Origin of the sequence: Halomonas sp. LES1 (genome assembly GCF_031846005.1) — a bacterium.
Classification (GTDB): Bacteria; Pseudomonadota; Gammaproteobacteria; order Pseudomonadales; family Halomonadaceae; genus Halomonas.
Map to the genome: position 1 here is coordinate 20,660 of NZ_JAVRGC010000011.1, position 16,364 is coordinate 37,023.

15 protein-coding genes and 2 tRNA genes are annotated in these 16,364 nt (G+C 65.2%); 11 read left to right on the top strand and 6 right to left on the bottom strand.

The features are described from left to right. The first annotated feature begins 37 nt into the window (after positions 1 to 37). The 11 genes from tpiA (at position 38) to pnp (ending at position 10,558) form a co-directional block, all read left to right on the top strand. The gene (tpiA, locus tag RM463_RS16990; RefSeq protein WP_311430731.1) at positions 38 to 787 is read left to right on the top strand and encodes a triose-phosphate isomerase; all 750 of its coding nucleotides are present in this window, start codon (positions 38 to 40) and stop codon (positions 785 to 787) included. Positions 788 to 791: 4 nt separating this feature from the next. Further along, entirely contained in the window at positions 792 to 1,154 is a 363-nt protein-coding gene (gene secG, locus RM463_RS16995; protein ID WP_195688505.1) for a preprotein translocase subunit SecG, read from the top strand. A 34-nt stretch (positions 1,155 to 1,188) separates the two neighbouring features. Next, positions 1,189 to 1,275, top strand: a tRNA-Leu gene (locus RM463_RS17000). A 142-nt stretch (positions 1,276 to 1,417) separates the two neighbouring features. Continuing rightward, positions 1,418 to 1,494, top strand: a tRNA-Met gene (locus RM463_RS17005). A 243-nt stretch (positions 1,495 to 1,737) separates the two neighbouring features. Next, complete coding sequence (gene rimP, locus RM463_RS17010) at positions 1,738 to 2,199, top strand: ribosome maturation factor RimP (protein WP_195688504.1); 462 nt, start codon at positions 1,738 to 1,740, stop codon at positions 2,197 to 2,199. Positions 2,200 to 2,281: 82 nt separating this feature from the next. Continuing rightward, positions 2,282 to 3,772: a transcription termination factor NusA gene (gene nusA, locus RM463_RS17015; protein ID WP_195688503.1), complete on the top strand. Its 1,491-nt coding sequence runs from the start codon at positions 2,282 to 2,284 to the stop codon at positions 3,770 to 3,772. 117 nt (positions 3,773 to 3,889) lie between these two features. Next, the gene (gene infB, locus RM463_RS17020; RefSeq protein ID WP_195688502.1) at positions 3,890 to 6,418 is read left to right on the top strand and encodes a translation initiation factor IF-2; all 2,529 of its coding nucleotides are present in this window, start codon (positions 3,890 to 3,892) and stop codon (positions 6,416 to 6,418) included. Between the two features lie 16 nt (positions 6,419 to 6,434). Then, positions 6,435 to 6,842 carry a 30S ribosome-binding factor RbfA gene (rbfA, locus tag RM463_RS17025; RefSeq protein ID WP_132042116.1) on the top strand — a complete coding sequence of 136 codons (408 nt, stop codon included), beginning with the start codon at positions 6,435 to 6,437 and terminating at the stop codon, positions 6,840 to 6,842. Continuing rightward, complete coding sequence (truB, locus tag RM463_RS17030; protein WP_195688501.1) at positions 6,842 to 7,759, top strand: tRNA pseudouridine(55) synthase TruB; 918 nt, start codon at positions 6,842 to 6,844, stop codon at positions 7,757 to 7,759. The genes rbfA and truB overlap by 1 nt, the downstream gene beginning before the upstream one ends. 78 nt (positions 7,760 to 7,837) lie before the next feature. Continuing rightward, positions 7,838 to 8,107, top strand: a complete 270-nt coding sequence (gene rpsO, locus RM463_RS17035) for a 30S ribosomal protein S15 (protein WP_110070029.1) — start codon at positions 7,838 to 7,840, stop codon at positions 8,105 to 8,107. Between the two features lie 315 nt (positions 8,108 to 8,422). After that, on the top strand, positions 8,423 to 10,558 hold the full coding sequence (gene pnp, locus RM463_RS17040) for a polyribonucleotide nucleotidyltransferase (RefSeq protein WP_195688500.1): 2,136 nt from the start codon (positions 8,423 to 8,425) through the stop codon (positions 10,556 to 10,558). 107 nt (positions 10,559 to 10,665) lie between these two features. Here the strand turns inward: pnp and RM463_RS17045 are convergent, their stop codons facing one another. The 6 genes from RM463_RS17045 to pcnB form a co-directional block, all read right to left on the bottom strand. After that, positions 10,666 to 11,841, bottom strand: a complete 1,176-nt coding sequence (locus RM463_RS17045; RefSeq protein WP_195688499.1) for an acetyl-CoA C-acetyltransferase — start codon at positions 11,839 to 11,841, stop codon at positions 10,666 to 10,668. Positions 11,842 to 12,021: 180 nt separating this feature from the next. Further along, positions 12,022 to 12,402 carry an aspartate 1-decarboxylase gene (gene panD, locus RM463_RS17050; protein ID WP_195688498.1) on the bottom strand — a complete coding sequence of 127 codons (381 nt, stop codon included), beginning with the start codon at positions 12,400 to 12,402 and terminating at the stop codon, positions 12,022 to 12,024. 28 nt (positions 12,403 to 12,430) lie between these two features. Next, positions 12,431 to 13,279: a pantoate--beta-alanine ligase gene (panC, locus tag RM463_RS17055; protein ID WP_195688497.1), complete on the bottom strand. Its 849-nt coding sequence runs from the start codon at positions 13,277 to 13,279 to the stop codon at positions 12,431 to 12,433. Between the two features lie 91 nt (positions 13,280 to 13,370). Further along, complete coding sequence (gene panB / locus RM463_RS17060; RefSeq protein ID WP_195688496.1) at positions 13,371 to 14,162, bottom strand: 3-methyl-2-oxobutanoate hydroxymethyltransferase; 792 nt, start codon at positions 14,160 to 14,162, stop codon at positions 13,371 to 13,373. Positions 14,163 to 14,274: 112 nt separating this feature from the next. Beyond that, positions 14,275 to 14,775, bottom strand: coding sequence for a 2-amino-4-hydroxy-6-hydroxymethyldihydropteridine diphosphokinase (folK, locus tag RM463_RS17065; RefSeq protein ID WP_195688495.1), 501 nt, complete (start codon positions 14,773 to 14,775; stop codon positions 14,275 to 14,277). Next, a complete protein-coding gene (pcnB, locus tag RM463_RS17070) occupies positions 14,772 to 16,178 on the bottom strand; it encodes a polynucleotide adenylyltransferase PcnB (RefSeq protein ID WP_195688494.1) in 1,407 nt (468 codons plus the stop codon). Before pcnB ends, folK begins: the two co-directional genes overlap by 4 nt. Between the last annotated feature and the right edge of the window lie 186 nt (positions 16,179 to 16,364).

The following is a 16,364-nucleotide window of genomic DNA, read 5'->3' on the forward strand; positions in this document are numbered from 1 at the left end:
CTATACCATTTCGCTCCATCTTGAAAGAGGACAGTCGATGCGCACGCCGCTGATCGCCGGCAACTGGAAGATGAACGGCTCGACCGAGCTGGTCGAGGCCTTCGGTCAGGCCTTCTCGAGTGCCGCGCTACCCAACTCCCTGGAAGCGGCGATCTTTCCGCCCTATCCCTATCTGGGGGCGGCGCGAGCTGCCTTCGCCGAGACGCCGCTGGCGCTCGGTGCCCAGACGCTCAATCCGCACCCGGCGGGGGCGCACACCGGCGAGGTGAGTGGCCCCATGCTGCGCGAGTTCGGGGTCCAGTATGCCCTGGTGGGGCACTCCGAGCGTCGTCAGCTCTATCGCGAGAGCGACGAGCAGGTGCATGAGCGCCTGCTGGCCGCGCTCGAGGTCGATATCGTGCCGGTGCTCTGCGTGGGCGAGAGCCTCGCCGAGCGCGATGCCGGTAATACCCTGAGCGTGGTGCTGCACCAGGTCGGGTACGTGATGTCGAGGCTGGAGCCGGCGCAGCGCGAGCGCGTGATCATCGCCTATGAGCCCGTCTGGGCCATTGGTACCGGCCGTACCGCCACTCCCGAGCAGGCTCAGGAGGTCATGGCCGGCATTCGCGCCTACCTGTCCGAGTTCGATCGCGGCCTGGCGGATGGGTTGCGGCTGCTCTACGGCGGTAGCATGAACGCGGGCAATGCGGCCGAGCTGCTTGCCCAGCCCGATATCGACGGCGGCCTGGTGGGCGGTGCCTCGCTCAAGGTCGACGATTTCCTAGCCATCTGTCAGTCAGCAGGTTGATTCCATGCAAGTTGCCATTCTTATGATCCACGTGGCGGTCGCCATCGCCCTGGTCGTCCTGATCCTGCTGCAGCAGGGCAAGGGGGCCGAGGCCGGTGCCGCCTTCGGTGGCGGTGCCTCCCAGACCGTGTTCGGCTCCCGCGGTAGCGGCGGCTTCCTGTCGAAGTTTACCGCCGTGCTGGCGGCTGCCTTCTTCGCCACCTCCCTGACCCTGGCCTGGTTCGCCAGCCAGGCCAGCGATGCCCCCGAGGCAGGCATTCCGGACGCGCGCCTGATCGAACAGCAGAATAACGTGCCGACCCTTGACGAAGGGGGCTCGAGCATGGATAATGCTGCGCCAGTGCTGGAGAGCGGCGACGAGCAGTAATGCGTCGTTTCGCCATCATCCAGCCTCCCCTGATGCCGAAGTGGTGGAATTGGTAGACACGCTATCTTGAGGGGGTAGTGACCTTACGGTCGTGCGGGTTCAAGTCCCGCCTTCGGCACCATCTGATTCATCGCGGCGTCCCTGGTTAACACTCGATGGTTAACATGACGATGCCGACGATCCTTCAGAAGCAGGATTGGCAAAGCGGTGTGCAGCTCTTGACGTATTCGTCGGCTGCGTGTAATATCATCGACCTAGATTGATGCGGGGTGGAGCAGTCTGGTAGCTCGTCGGGCTCATAACCCGAAGGTCATCGGTTCAAATCCGGTCCCCGCTACCATCTTCCGGCAGGTGCCTGTCGAACATGCAAGCTAGCATGATCGAGTGAAGGGGCAGCCATTGACCGCCGGAGTGGTTTACAGGTTTCTTGTGAAAGCCCCTTCCTGTGAAGGGGCTTTTTGTTAGCAGCTTGCTCAGGGCGCCAAGCGTCGGGGCACTGTTCCGGGCAATGCCAATCAGCCACCTGACTTTCCAGTTCACTCCCGGCCAGGTGCCTGATGCAACGGCTGTAGGAGTCTATTCCGTGGCTACCAAGGATGCTGCGCTACACACCTTGATCGACCCGGTGGTTACCGCCATGGGTTTCGAGCTGTGGGGCATCGACTATCTCTCCCAGGGTAAGCACTCGCGTCTGGTGATCTATATCGATCACGAAGACGGCGTCTCCGTCGACGACTGTGCGGACATCAGCCGCCAGATCAGTGCGCTACTCGATGTCGAGGACCCGATTCACGGCGAATATCGCCTCGAGGTCTCCTCTCCGGGGATGGATCGCCCCCTGTTCACCCTCGATCACTTTTCCCGTTATCGCGGCCACGAGGTGGCACTGAAGCTGCGTGCGCCCTTCGAGGGGCGGCGCAAGTTCCAGGGCCTGCTGGCCGGCGTCGAGGGTGACGAGGTGCTGGTGCAGGTCGATGGCGAGGAGTACTGCTTCCCCGTCGACGGCATCGATCAGGCGCGCGTGGTGCCCCGTTTCGAGGATTAGCCCGCGGTTCAAGGATTCGGCCTCCCCCGGGGGAGGCATGTTGAGCATCAGCTCGAGAACAGCTTTCTGGCGAGGCAAAGGCATGAGTAAAGAGATTCTGGCGGTCGTGGATGCGATCTCCAACGAGAAGGGGGTTCCCCGCACGGTGATCTTCGAGGCCGTCGAGGCGGCCCTGGCCAGCGCGTCGCGCAAGCGCTTCGAGGATGAAGAGGCCAGCGTGCGGGTGCATATCGATCGCAGCACCGGCGAATACGAGACCTTTCGTCGCTGGGAAGTGGTCGAGGACGATGACTTCGACGGCCCCGACCACCAGATCAAGCTGACCTTTGCCGAGCGTCGCGATCCGCCCCTGGGCCTGGGTGACGTGGTCGAGGAGCGCATCGAGAATGCCGAGTTCGGTCGCATCGCCGCCCAGACCGCCAAGCAGGTGATCGTGCAGAAGGTGCGCGAGGCCGAGCGTGCCGAGGTCGTGCGGCTCTATGCCGATCGCGAGGGTGAGCTGGTCTCGGGCATCGTCAAGAAGACGACCCGCGATGGCCTGATCATCGACCTGGGCGACAACGCCGAGGCGTTCCTGCCGCGCAGCGAGATGATTCCCGGTGAGCGCTACCGCATGAACGAGCGGGTTCGTGCCCTGCTGGTCAAGGTCGACCCGGAGGCGCGCGGTGCGCAGCTGATCCTGTCGCGTACCTGTCCCGAGCTGATCATCGAACTGTTCAGCATCGAGGTGCCGGAGATCGCCGAACAGCTTATCGAGATCAAGGGGGCCGCTCGCGACCCCGGGTCCCGCGCCAAGATCGCGGTGAAGACCAACGACCGCCGTATCGATCCGGTGGGGGCCTGTGTGGGCATGCGTGGCTCACGGGTCCAGGCCGTCTCCACGGAGCTCCAGAACGAGCGCGTCGATATCGTGCTGTGGGACGACAACCCCGCCCAGCTGGTGATCAACGCCATGGCGCCGGCGGATGTCGCCTCCATTCTGGTTGACGAAGATGCCCACGCCATGGACGTGGCCGTCGCCGAGGACAACCTGGCCCAGGCCATCGGTCGCAGCGGTCAGAACGTGCGTCTGGCCTCCGAGCTGACCGGCTGGCGGATCAATGTGATGACCGAGGCCGAGGCGGAGGACAAGCGTGACCAGGAGGTCGATAGCCTGGTCGAGCAATTCGTGCAGCACCTCAATATCGACGACGATGTGGCGCGCCTGCTGGTGGAAGAGGGCTTTACCACCCTGGAGGAGATCGCCTACGTACCGGTTGAGGAGATGCTCGAGATCGAGGAATTCGATGAAGAGACCATCGAGGAGCTGCGCTCGCGTGCCAAGGATGAGCTGCTCAACCTCGCCATCGCTTCCGAGGAGGCGCTGGATGGTGCCCAGCCAGCCGACGACCTGCTGGAGATGGACGGCATGGAGCGCCACCTGGCCTTCATCCTGGCCAGCCGGGGAGTCGTCAGCATGGAGGATCTGGCCGAGCAGTCCGTCGATGATCTTCTGGATATCGAGGGCATGGACGAGGAGCGTGCCGCGTCACTGATCATGACTGCCCGTGCGCCCTGGTTTGAAAACGAGTAGTTCGCACAGGAACGGCTCGAAGGCGAATAACGTGCAGACAAGGGTCCGATGCCCAGCGCTCGGACCGGCAGTATTCGAAGCGAACAGAATTGGGGTCACGGGCTCAGGAGGGTCTACATGTCAGACATGACCGTTAAGGATTTTGCAGCGAAGGTGGGACGCGACGTTCCCCGCCTGCTGGAACAGATGAAACAAGCCGGGCTCAAGCACAAGTCCGAGAGCGATGCCGTGTCCGAGGAAGACAAGCGTCAGCTGCTCGACTTCCTGACCAAGAGCCACGGCGGCAGCGCCGAGAAGGCCGCGCCGAAGAACCGCATCACCCTGACGCGCAAGACGCGCAGCCGCATCAACACCGGTGAGCGGGGCAAGACCATCGAGGTGCAGGTGCGCAAGAAGCGTACCTACGTCAAGCGCGCCGAGGAAGAGACCAAGCCGAAGCAGGTGGAGGACACCGGTCCGCGCCAGCTGGTCGGCGACATGGCCGACTCCCAGCAGGCTCAGGCCGCCAAGGAAGCCCGCGAGGCCGAGGAGGCCAAGGCGCGTGCCGCCGAGGAGGCCGCGCGCGAGGCCGCTGCCAAGCTGGAGGCCCAGAAGGCCGCCGAAGTGCCCGATATCCCGGTGCCCGAGCTCGAGACCCCGGCACCCGGCGACGAGCCCCCGGCCCCGCCCAAGGAGGGCCGCACCGATCGCCGCACCGCGCCGCCCAAGAAGGCCGCCGCCAAGAAGGGGCGTCACGATCGCGATGACGACCGTGGCGAGCGCGAGGACCGTCGCCGTGGCGGCAAGAAGGCCAAGCGTGCCGAGCGCCGCGGCGGCCGTCGTGGTGGCAGCAGCAGCCAGGGCAACGGCAAGCACGGCTTCCAGAAGCCGACCCAGCCCATCGTTCGTGAGGTCTCGATCCCCGAGTCGATCAGCGTCGCCGAGCTGGCCGACAAGATGTCGATCAAGGCCAACGAGGTCATCAAGACCATGTTCACCATGGGCGCCGCGGTGACCATCAACCAGACCATCGATCAGGACACCGCCGCCATCGTGGTCGAGGAGATGGGTCACACGCCCAAGCTGGTCAAGGACGATGCGCTCGAGGAGGAAGTGCTGGACAGCATCTCCTACGAGGGTGAGGAGCTGACCCGCGACCCGGTGGTGACCGTGATGGGTCACGTCGACCACGGCAAGACCTCGCTGCTCGACCATATTCGCCAGGCCAAGGTGGCCACCGGCGAGGCCGGCGGTATCACCCAGCATATCGGCGCCTATCATGTCGCGGCCGATAAGGTGAACAACTCCCACGGTGTGACCTTCCTGGACACCCCGGGCCACGCGGCCTTTACCGCCATGCGTGCCCGCGGTGCCAAGGCGACCGACGTGGTCATCCTGGTGGTGGCCGCCGATGACGGCGTCATGCCCCAGACCATCGAGGCGATCGAGCACTCCAAGGCCGCCGAGGTTCCCATGGTGGTCGCCGTCAACAAGATCGACAAGCCGGCCGCCGATCCGGATCGCGTCAAGAACGAGCTCTCGCAGCACGGCGTCATCTCCGAGGAGTGGGGGGGTGACACCCAGTTCGTGCATGTCTCCGCCAAGACCGGTGAGGGCATCGATGCGCTGCTCGAGGCGGTGCTGCTGGTCTCCGAGGTGCTCGAGCTCAAGGCCGTCCCCGAGGCACCCGGCAAGGGTGTGGTGGTCGAGTCGCGCCTGGACAAGGGGCGTGGTCCTGTGGCCACCGTGCTGGTCCAGAACGGCACCCTCAAGCGTGGCGATATCGTGCTGGCCGGCCTGCACTACGGCCGCGTGCGTGCCCTGACCAACGAGCTGGGCAAGCAGGTCGAAGAGGTCGGCCCGGCGATGCCGGTGGAGATCCAGGGCCTCGACGGGACGCCCGAGGCGGGTGACGACTTCATGGTGGTGGCCGACGAGAAGAAGGCCCGTGAGGTTGCCAACTTCCGTCAGGGCAAGTATCGCGAGGTGCGCCTGGCACGCCAGCAGAAGGCCAAGCTGGAGAACATGTTCAGCCAGATGGGCCAGGATGTGGCCGCCAAGCTCAACATCGTGCTCAAGGCCGACGTCCAGGGCTCCCTGGAGGCGATCAAGAGCGCCCTGGAAGAGCTCTCCACCGCCGAGGTGGAAGTGGCAGTGGTCTCCTCCGGTGTGGGTGGCATCACCGGTACCGACGCCAACCTGGCACTGGCCTCGGAGGCCATCGTGGTCGGCTTCAACGTGCGTGCCGATGTCGCGGCCCGCGAGATCATCGAGCGCGAAGGCCTCGACCTGCGCTACTACAGCGTCATCTACCAGCTGATCGATGAGGTCAAGCAGGCGATGAGCGGCATGCTGGCACCGGAGTGGAAGGAAGAGATCGTCGGCGTGGCCGAGGTTCGCGACGTCTTCCGTGCACCGAAGATCGGTGCGGTGGCCGGCTGTATGGTGGTCGAGGGTACCGTCTTCCGTAACAAGAAGATCCGCGTGCTGCGCGACAACGTGGTGATCTACGAGGGTGAACTCGAGTCGCTGCGTCGCTTCAAGGACGATGTCCAGGAAGTGCGCAACGGCATGGAGTGCGGCATCGGCGTGAAGAACTACAACGACGTCCAAGTCGGCGACAAGATCGAGGTCTTCGACCAGATCAAGGTCGAGCGGACGCTCTAAGCGCCAGGAGTCAAGCATGCGCGAGTTCAAGCGTACCGACCGGGTGGCCGACCAGCTCCAGAAGGAGCTGGCGGTCCTCATCCAGCGCGAGGTCAAGGACCCGCGCCTGGGCATGGTCACCGTCAGCGGCGTCGAGGTCAGTCGTGACCTCGGCTATGCCGACGTTCACGTGACCCTGCTGGGCGAGGATACCCCGGAGCGGATCAAGGAGAACCTCAAGGTTCTCAAGCAGGCCGCCGGCTTCCTGCGCGGGCAGATCGCCCGGCGCATCAAGCTGCGCCACGTGCCGGAGCTGCGCTTTCACTACGACGAGAGCGTGGTGCGCGGCCAGCGCCTCTCCTCGCTGATCGACGAGGCGGTGGAGAGCGACCGCACCCGCCTGGGTGAGGAGCCGACTTCCGATGACGAGGGTGAGCGGGACTGATGGCACGTCGACGTCGCGGCCTCCCCGTCAATGGCGTGCTGCTGCTGGACAAGCCCGCGGGCCTGACCAGCAATCACGCGCTGCAGCAGGCCCGACGCCTGTTCCAGGCCCAGAAGGCCGGCCACACCGGCACCCTGGATCCGATGGCGACCGGCCTGCTGCCGGTGTGCTTCGGCGAGGCGACCAAGTTCTCCGCCCATCTGCTGGCCTCCGACAAGGTCTACCGTACCCGGGTGGAACTGGGCGTGGTGACCGATACCGGTGATGCCGAGGGTGAGGTGGTCGAACGCCTGGCGATCCCGGCTCTGACCGCTGCCGAAGTGGAGGCCGTGTTGGCTCGCTTTCATGGCGAGATCGAGCAGGTGCCACCGATGTACTCGGCGCTCAAGCACCAGGGGCGCAAGCTCTACGAGCTGGCCCGCGAGGGCAAGTCGGTCGAGCGTGCAGCGCGGCGCGTGACCGTGTATGATGCCCGGCTCGTTTCCTTCGAGGGCAGTGCCTTCGAACTGGAAGTGTCGGTCAGCAAGGGGACCTATGTGCGTACCCTGGCCGAGGATATCGGACGCGAACTGGGCAGCGGGGCACATATCAGTGCGCTGCGTCGCCTGACCACCGGGCCCTTCGGCGCCGACGGCATGCTGACCCTCGAGTCGCTGCAGGCTCTGCCCGACCAGTCGTCCCGGGAAGCGACGCTGCTGCCAGTCGACGTGCTGGCCGCTCACCTGCCGCGACTCGAGGTCGACGCCGAGGCGGCCCGACGCCTGACCCAGGGTCAGGCGGCCGCGGTGGATGCCGGCGATATCGCCGTCGGCGAGACGGCAAGACTCTACTGCAACGATGCCTTCCTGGGTCTCGGTGCGGTGACGACGCCACAGGAGGTGGCGCCGAAACGGCTGCTGAGCACCGCAGCCGATTGAGGGAGAAACGCCCGAGACTGCAAATATGCGTGGTCTCACACACTCATCATTCAGGCATATTGCTTACTGGAGAGACAGATGGCACTGACAGCCGAGCAGAAGTCCGCAATCGTCAGCGAATTTGGTCGTGGCGAGAACGACACCGGTTCCCCCGAAGTTCAAGTGGCCCTGCTGAGCGCCAACATCGATGGCCTGCAGGATCACTTCAAGACCAACAAGCAGGATCACCACTCCCGTCGTGGCCTGATCCGCATGGTCAACCAGCGCCGCAAGCTGCTGGACTACCTGAAGCGCAAGGACTTCGAGCGCTATCAGGCTCTGATCCAGCGCCTGGGCCTGCGTCGCTAAGCGTCGCACCCCACGCGGTAACGAAACGGGCAGCCTTCGGGTTGCCCGTTTTGTTTGTTGGGCCATCTAGCGGGCCTGGGCCCGGAGCTGATCCGGCGATAGGTTTTCGGGGAGGCGCTGTGAACCCGTCCCTGGGCGCTACCTCGGCCATCCCTGGTCCTCGGACCTCCCCTTCAGCCTATCCCCGGCGCTCCTCACGAAGGAGATAAGGGGAAATCTTGCTATCCGGTGGCCGCGGGGCGCGTCAACCCCTAAAATGGTCGGCGAAGTCGAAACGACCCAAACACAGAAAAGTAGATATTGAAGGAAGTCGCCGTGAATCCGGTCAAGAAGACATTTCAGTACGGTCGCAGCACCGTCACCCTGGAAACCGGGCGCATCGCCCGCCAGGCCTCCGGTGCCGTAATGGTCACCATGGACGATACCGTGGTGCTGTGCACCGTGGTCGCCAGGAAGGATGCCAATCCCGCGCAGCCATTCTTCCCGCTCTCCGTGCACTATCAGGAGAAGACCTATGCGGTCGGCAAGATCCCCGGCGGCTTCTTCAAGCGCGAGGGGCGCCCCACCGAGAAGGAGACGCTCACCTCGCGGCTGATCGATCGCCCGATCCGACCGCTCTTCCCCAAGGGCTTCATGAACGAGGTGCAGGTCGTCTGCACCGTGCTCTCCACCGATCGTAACCATGATCCGGATATCGCGGCGCTGCTTGGCACCTCCGCGGCCCTGGCCATCTCCGGGGTGCCCTTCAGTGGCCCCATCGGCGCGGCCCGCGTCGGCTTCAACGAGGAGCAGGGCTACTTCCTCAACCCCACCGTGGAAGAGCTCACCACCTCCGAGCTGAACATGGTCGTCGCCGGTACCGAGAAGGCGGTGCTGATGGTCGAGTCCGAGGCCGATGAGCTGCTCGAGGACGAGATGCTCGGCGCCGTGCTCTACGGCCATATGGAGATGCAGACGGCGATCCAGGCCATCAACGAGCTTGTCGCCGAAGCGGGCAAGCCGAAGTGGGACTGGCAGCCGCCGGAGGAGAACACCGCGCTCAAGTCCGCCATTGCCGAGGCCTTCGAGGCCCGCGTGGGCGAGGCCTATCGCATCACCGACAAGATGCAGCGTCAGGATGCCCTGTCGGCCCTCAAGGCCGAGGCGGTGGAGCAGCTGGCCGGTGAGGAAGAAGGCAAGTTTGCGGCCGACGATGTCAAAGGCGCCTTCTCAAGCCTCGAGAAGCGCGTGGTACGTGCCCGTGTGGTGAAAGGCGAGCCGCGTATCGATGGCCGCGACCACAAGACCGTGCGTCCGCTGGAGATCGAAGTGGGCAGCCTGCCCAAGGCCCACGGCTCGGCGATATTTACCCGTGGCGAGACCCAGGCCATCGTGGTCGCCACCCTGGGTACCCTGCGTGACTCCCAGCTGATCGAGTCGCTGGAGGGGGAGCGCAAGGACCGCTTCCTGCTGCACTACAACTTCCCTCCCTACAGCGTGGGTGAGGCCGGCTTCATGGGCGGCCCCAAGCGTCGCGAGATCGGCCATGGCCGCCTGGCGCGTCGCGGCGTGCAGGCCATGCTGCCCGACGAGGCGGAGTTCCCCTACACCATCCGGGTGGTCTCCGAGATTACCGAATCCAACGGCTCCAGCTCCATGGCCTCCGTGTGCGGCTCCTCGCTGGCCCTGATGGATGCCGGCGTGCCGATCAAGTCGCCGGTGGCGGGTATCGCCATGGGCCTGGTCAAGGACGAGGACGGCTTTGCCGTGCTGACCGACATCCTCGGTGACGAGGACCACCTCGGCGACATGGACTTCAAGGTGGCCGGCTCCGCCGATGGCGTGACCGCCCTGCAGATGGACATCAAGATCGAGGGCATCAACGAGGAGATCATGGAGCAGGCGCTGCAGCAGGCCCTGGAAGCGCGCCTCAGCATCCTCGAGCAGATGAATGCGGTGATCAACCAGAGCCGTGCCGAGGTCTCCGAGAACGCGCCCTCCATGGCGACCATCAAGATAGATCCCGAGAAGATCCGTGACGTCATCGGCAAGGGTGGCGCCACGATCCGCAAGATCTGCGAGGATACCGGCGCCTCCATCGATCTCGATGATGACGGCACCGTGCGCATCTATGCCGAGGACAAGTCGGCGGCCAAGGCGGCCATCGACACCGTGCTGGCGATCACCGCGGAGCCCGAGATCGGCAAGCTCTACCGTGGCAAGGTGGTGCGCATCGCCGACTTCGGCGCCTTCGTCAATATCATGCCCGGCACCGACGGTCTGGTGCACATCTCCCAGATTGTGCCGGAGCGGGTCAATGACGTGCGTGACTTCCTCAACGAGGGCGACGAGCCCATCGTCAAGGTGCTCGATATCGACAACCGCAACCGGGTGAAGCTCACCATCAAGGAGATTACCCCGGAAGAGAAGGCGGCATTCGAGGCCGAGGCGGTCGCTGAACCCGAGCTGTAAGCGCCTTCGGCGAGCTGTAAGCGATAAGCTGTAAGCCGTAAGTAAAACCGCCCCCGCAGCCTGGCTGCGGGGGCGGTTCTGTTTAGGCTTGTCTTCGAGCTTCGAGCTTATCTTTCGATGGCCAGCGCCACGCCCTGTCCACCACCGATGCAGAGGGTGGCGAGGCCCTTCTTGGCGTCACGGGCGATCATCTCGTGGACCAGGGTCACCAGGATGCGGCAGCCGGAGGCGCCGATGGGGTGACCGATGGCGATGGCACCACCATTGACGTTGATCTTGCTGGCATCCCAGCCCAGCTCCTTGTTGACGGAGAGGGCCTGGGCGGCGAAGGCCTCGTTGGCCTCGATCAGGTCGAGGTCGTCGATGCTCCAGCCGGCCTTCTCCAGGCAGCGGCGGGTCGCCGGGGCCGGGCCGATGCCCATGATGGAGGGCTCGACACCGGCATTGCTGTAGGCCTTGATGCGGGCCAGTGGCTCGAGGCCCAGGGCCTTGGCCTTCTCGGCGGTGCACAGCATCACCACGGCCGCACCGTCGTTGATGGAGGAGGCGTTGCCGGCGGTAACGGTGCCATCCTTCTTGAAGGCCGGGCGCATGCCGGAAAGCTTCTCGGCGGTCACGTCACGCGGGCCCTCGTCGGTGTCGAAGACCACCGGATCACCCTTGCGCTGGGGAATCTCCACTGGAACGATCTGCCCCTTGAACTTGCCCTCGCGGATGGCCGCGGCGGCCTTCTGCTGGGAGTCGGCGGCGAATGCATCCATCTCCTCGCGGGTGATGCCGTACTTTTCGGCCAGGTTCTCGGCGGTAATGCCCATGTGGTAGTTGTTGAAGGCGTCCCACAGGCCGTCGTGCACCATGCTGTCCACGGCCTTCCAGTCGCCCATGCGCTGGCCGTTACGCGAGTTGGGCAGCACGTGGGGCGAGGCGGACATGTTCTCCTGGCCGCCGGCGATGATCAGCTCGGCATCGCCGCAGCGGATCGCCTGAGTGGCCAGGTGCAGCGCCTTGAGGCCGGAGCCGCATACCTTGTTGATGGTCATGGCCGGCACGCTCTCGGGCAGTCCAGCCTTGATGGAGGCCTGGCGCGCCGGGTTCTGACCGACGCCGGCGGTCAGCACCTGGCCAAGCAGCACCTCGTCCACCTGGTCGCCGGCGACGCCGGTAGTCGCCAGGATATCCTTGATCACCTGGGCACCCAGGTCGCTGGCAGGGACGCCGGCCAGGGAACCGCCAAATGAGCCGACGGCGGTGCGGCGGGCGGCAACGATAACCACTTCTTGCATGGGAGCACTCTCCTTGCTGGAAAGACGAGCTTACGGCCCTGTCACGACAGCCGGACACGACCGGGGCCTCCAGCATAGGGGAGTCTTGTGCGCTGCCGCAATGTTTGCGTGCGGCTCTTTGGTGGTAAGCGTTCGAGAGGGAGGCAGCCCGGCGACGAGGCCGGGGATGCCGTTTGTTGCTCAGGCCATCTGAACGGGAATGGCGTGGCTGGTGTGGCTGACCCGGTTGCCTTCCTGGAGGTAGACCAGGGCGGGCTGGTGAGCGTCCAGCTCGCTGTCGCTGTAGTGGGCGTAGGCGCAGATGATCACGCGGTCGCCTTCACCGGCGAGATGGGCGGCGGCACCATTTACCGAGATCACTCGGGAGCCCTCTTCGGCGCGAATCGCGTAGGTGGTGAAACGCTGACCGTTCGCGACATTGTAGATCTGGACCTGCTCGTTCTCGCGGATGCCGGACATGTCGAGCAGCTCGCCGTCGATGGCACAGGAGCCCTCGTAGTCGAGCACGGCGTGGGTGACGCGGGCCATGTGCAGCTTGGCCTTCAGCATGACGGTATACATCGAGACAGCATCCTCCGGTTGGGCCGCATCATTGCGGCAGGCTCAGGGCGAGATTGTCGATCAGCCGGGTAGGGCCGAGACGGGCGGCGGCCAGCAGTATCGCTTCACGGGTCGAGACGGTCACCGGGCCGAGGTCGGCGGCGCGCAGCTCCAGGTAGTCGGGGTCGAAGCCGGCCTCCTTCAGCTCTGCCCATCCTTGCTCCAGGCTGGCGGAGGCCTCCCCACCGGACTCCAGCGTATCGCGCAGCTTGCAGAGGATGGCGTAGAGGTGCGGGGCGATGCGGCGCTGCTCGGCACTCAGGTAGCCGTTGCGCGAGGAGAGCGCCAGGCCGTCCTCGGCACGCACGATGGGCACGCCGAGAATCTCGATGGGAAGGTGCAGGTCGGCGACCAGGCGTCGGATCACCGCCAGCTGCTGGTAGTCCTTCTCGCCGAAGCAGGCGAGGTCGGGCTGCACCAGGTTGAAGAGCATGCCGACTACCGTGGAGACGCCATCGAAGTGGCCGGGGCGCGAGGCCCCACACAGCCCCTCGGTCATTTCGGGCACCACGATGCGGGTCTGGGCTTCCAGGCCTCGTGGATAGAGGGTGTCGGTGTCCGGGGTGAAGAGCAGGTCACAACCGGCCGTCTCGAGCCGTGCCTGATCCTCCGCGAGGGTGCGCGGATAGGCGTCGAGGTCCTCGCCGGGACCGAACTGCAGCGGGTTGACGAAGATGGTGGCGACCACCACCTCGGCCCGCTGACGGGCGGCGGCGACCAGGGCCAGATGACCTTCGTGAAGATTGCCCATGGTGGGCACCAGGGCGACGCGGTCGCCGCGCCGGCGGGCGTCGCCCAGCGTTTCACGCAGGGCGGGAATGTCTCTCAGGGTACGCATGGCAAGGTTCCGGCTAGAAGCGGTAGTAAGCTACGTTTCTTGAAAACTGGGGCTGAAAACCGAAGTTAAATATTAAAGTTGACAACCAAAGTTAAAAACAGTGCTCCTCGGCGGGGAACCGCCGTGCCTTGACGTCCTCGTGGTAGCGTCGAAAGGCGCCATGGATGTCCTCGGCCTCGGCCATGAAGTTCTTGACGAAGCGTGGCTTGCGGCCCGGGGTGACGTTCAGCAGGTCGTGCATGACCAGAATCTGGCCATCGGTGTCGGGGCCGGCGCCGATGCCGATCACCGGCACGTCGAGGGCCTCGGTGATGGTGCGGCCCAGATCGGCCGGCACGCACTCCAGCAGGATGACCGAGGCGCCGGCCTCGACCAGGGTGCGGGCGTCCTCGAGGATCTGGCTGGCGCGGTCGGCATCGCGGCCCTGCACCTTGTAGCCACCCAGCTGATAGACGGTCTGTGGCGTCAGTCCCAGATGGGCACATACCGGCACGCCCCGGCGGGTCAGTTCACGGATGCCGTCGGCCATCCATGCCTCGCCCTCCACCTTGACCAGCTCGGCTCCGGCACGCATCAGTTCGCCGGCGTTTTCCAGCAGCCGCTCCTGGCTGGCATTGCCCATGAAGGGCAGGTCGACCATCAGCAGGCTGGCGCCCTTGCCACGAGCCACGCAGCGAGTGTGATAGCAGATCTCCTCCAGCGTGACCGGCAGGGTGCTGGTATGGCCCTGCAGGACCATGCCCAGGGAGTCGCCCACCAGCAGTACGTCGATGCCGGCATCGCTGGCGGCCCTGGCGAAGGAGGCGTCGTAGGCGGTCAGGCAGCTGAAGGTGTCACCGGCGCGCTTGTAGGCCTGCAGCGTGCTCAGGGTGATGGGTTTCATGGCGTGCTCTCTCGGTTATGACGTCGGGTCGCGGCGTGGAGTGCCGGCCCGTGTAACCCACGATTGTTACCCGAATGGGCATGCTGTGTCGATGGGTAACACTTTCTGGCGGTCACTCCTCCTCGAGCGGTAACACCTCACTCGAGAGGTTGTCGGCCAGCGCGGCCTTCAGGTCAGCCACTCGTCGCCCGTCGGGGAGGCGCAGTCGTGCATCAACGGCCAGCAGTGGCACCAGCACGAAGGCGCGCCGAGTCATCTCCGGGTGTGGCACCGTCAGGCGCGGCAGACACAGGGTGCTGTCACCGAACAGTAGCAGATCCAGGTCGAGGGTGCGGGGACCCCAGCGGCGAGCCCGTACGCGGCGGTGGCGTTGCTCCAGGGCCTGCAGCTGGTCGAGCAGTGCGAGTGGCGAGAGGCGTGTTTCCAGGCAGGCCACGGCATTGATGAAGTCGGGCTGGTCCTGGGGGCCGACGGGACGGCTGGCATACAGGGGCGAGGCGGCCACATGGCGGGTCAGCGGCAGCCGATCGAGCGCCTCGATGGCCGACTCGATCTGTCGGCGGGGGCTCTCGAGATTGCTGCCCAGACCGACCCAGGCGCGCTGCAGGCTCATGTCTCCGAGCCACCGCCATTGTTGTCGCGGGGCTTGCGACGGCGGCGACGCCGTTTGCGGCCGGGCTTGCCACTGCCGGCGGGGTTGGCGCCGACCCGGTCGAGCAGGCGAGCCTGTTCGTGCTCATCGGCATTCTGGAAGTCGGTCCACCAGTCGCCGAGGCCCGGGGCCAGTTCACCGGCGGTTTCGCGTAGCAGCAGCATATCGTAGGCAGCGCGGAAACGCGGATGCTCTCGGGTCTGGAACACTCGGCGGCCGCGGCGCAGCGGCAGGCGTTGCTGGAGGTCCCAGATATCGCGCATGGGCATGCTGAAGCGCTTGGGGATCGACACATGCTGGAGCTGGCGCGAGATCACCTGCTGGGCAGCGGCCTGCAGGGCGGGGATCGGCGGCAGCCCATTGGCCTCCTGTTCGGCCTGGCGAAGTACCACCGGTGGCCATAGCATGGCGGCGAACAGGAAGGCCGGCGTCACCGGACGCTCCTCATGGATGCGGCGATCCGTGCTGGCCAGGGCCTCCTCGACCAGGCGCTCGGCCCAGGGTAGCTCGTCCATGGCCTCGGCGGCCTCGGGTAGTAGCATCTCGAACAGGCCGTAGTGGCGCAGCAGACGGAAGGTCTCGACGCCGTGCCCGGCCATGAACAGCTTGAGTACCTCGTCGAACAGGCGTGCCGGGGGGATCTGCAGTAGCAGGGGGGCGAGCTCGTGGATCGGCGCCTCGGTGGCCGGAGCCAGCTGGAAGTCGAGCTTGGCGGCAAAGCGCACGGCCCGCAGCATGCGCACCGGGTCCTCGCGATAACGGGTCGCCGGGTCGCCGATCAGGCGCAGGGTGCGTGCCTGGATATCGCGAACGCCATCGGCGAAGTCGTGGATCGAGAAATCGGCGATGCTGTAATAGAGGGCGTTGATGGTGAAGTCGCGGCGCAGGGCATCTTCCTGAACATCGCCCCAGACGTTGTCGCGCAGCAGCAGGCCATCGTCGGACTGCTGAGCAATATGGTCGGCGTGGTCGTCACCGGGCTTGCCCCGGAAGGTGGTGACTTCGATGACTTCGCGGCCGAAGCGCACATGGACGATTCGGAAGCGGCGGCCAATGATCCGTGAGTTGCGGAACAGCCCCTTGACCTCTTCCGGTGTGGCGTTGGTAGCCACATCGAAGTCCTTCGGCATGCGCCCCAGCAGGGAGTCACGGATACAGCCACCGACGAGATAGGCCTCGAAGCCGGCGTTGTGCAACCGATAGAGAACCTTGAGGGCCGCATCGCTGAGATGCTGACGCGATACCGGGTGCTCCTCGCGCGGAATGACGCGAACCTCGGGTACGCCGGCGGTGGCTTCGGTACCGAACAGTGACTTCAGGCTCTCGCCGGGACTCTGCAGAAAACGGGTAAATCCTTTGAACATGCGGCGATATCGACTCGCAGGGCGGAGAAAGCTCGTGGTAAACGTGCAAAGGCATTGAGTGTAGCGGACCCCCAGGAGCTTGCATAGCATCGGGGCTTCTCCGTCTCCGATACCCGAACGTAGAAGGGGGAGGCCAATGGCCTCCCCCTCAAGCAGCGTTGCAGCGTCCATGCGGCTGTTTCTTCT

What these genes read in the sequence shown, in the direction of transcription:
- tpiA (WP_311430731.1), top strand. Translation starts at nt 38, where the DNA reads ATGCGCACGCCGCTGATCGCCGGCAACTGGAAGATGAACGGCTCGACC.
- secG (WP_195688505.1), top strand. Translation starts at nt 792, where the DNA reads ATGCAAGTTGCCATTCTTATGATCCACGTGGCGGTCGCCATCGCCCTG.
- nusA (WP_195688503.1), top strand. Translation starts at nt 2,282, where the DNA reads ATGAGTAAAGAGATTCTGGCGGTCGTGGATGCGATCTCCAACGAGAAG.
- infB (WP_195688502.1), top strand. Translation starts at nt 3,890, where the DNA reads ATGTCAGACATGACCGTTAAGGATTTTGCAGCGAAGGTGGGACGCGAC.
- rbfA (WP_132042116.1), top strand. Translation starts at nt 6,435, where the DNA reads ATGCGCGAGTTCAAGCGTACCGACCGGGTGGCCGACCAGCTCCAGAAG.
- truB (WP_195688501.1), top strand. Translation starts at nt 6,842, where the DNA reads ATGGCACGTCGACGTCGCGGCCTCCCCGTCAATGGCGTGCTGCTGCTG.
- rpsO (WP_110070029.1), top strand. Translation starts at nt 7,838, where the DNA reads ATGGCACTGACAGCCGAGCAGAAGTCCGCAATCGTCAGCGAATTTGGT.
- RM463_RS17045 (WP_195688499.1), bottom strand. Translation starts at nt 11,841, where the DNA reads ATGCAAGAAGTGGTTATCGTTGCCGCCCGCCGCACCGCCGTCGGCTCA.
- panD (WP_195688498.1), bottom strand. Translation starts at nt 12,402, where the DNA reads ATGTATACCGTCATGCTGAAGGCCAAGCTGCACATGGCCCGCGTCACC.
- panC (WP_195688497.1), bottom strand. Translation starts at nt 13,279, where the DNA reads ATGCGTACCCTGAGAGACATTCCCGCCCTGCGTGAAACGCTGGGCGAC.
- panB (WP_195688496.1), bottom strand. Translation starts at nt 14,162, where the DNA reads ATGAAACCCATCACCCTGAGCACGCTGCAGGCCTACAAGCGCGCCGGT.
- folK (WP_195688495.1), bottom strand. Translation starts at nt 14,775, where the DNA reads ATGAGCCTGCAGCGCGCCTGGGTCGGTCTGGGCAGCAATCTCGAGAGC.
- pcnB (WP_195688494.1), bottom strand. Translation starts at nt 16,178, where the DNA reads ATGTTCAAAGGATTTACCCGTTTTCTGCAGAGTCCCGGCGAGAGCCTG.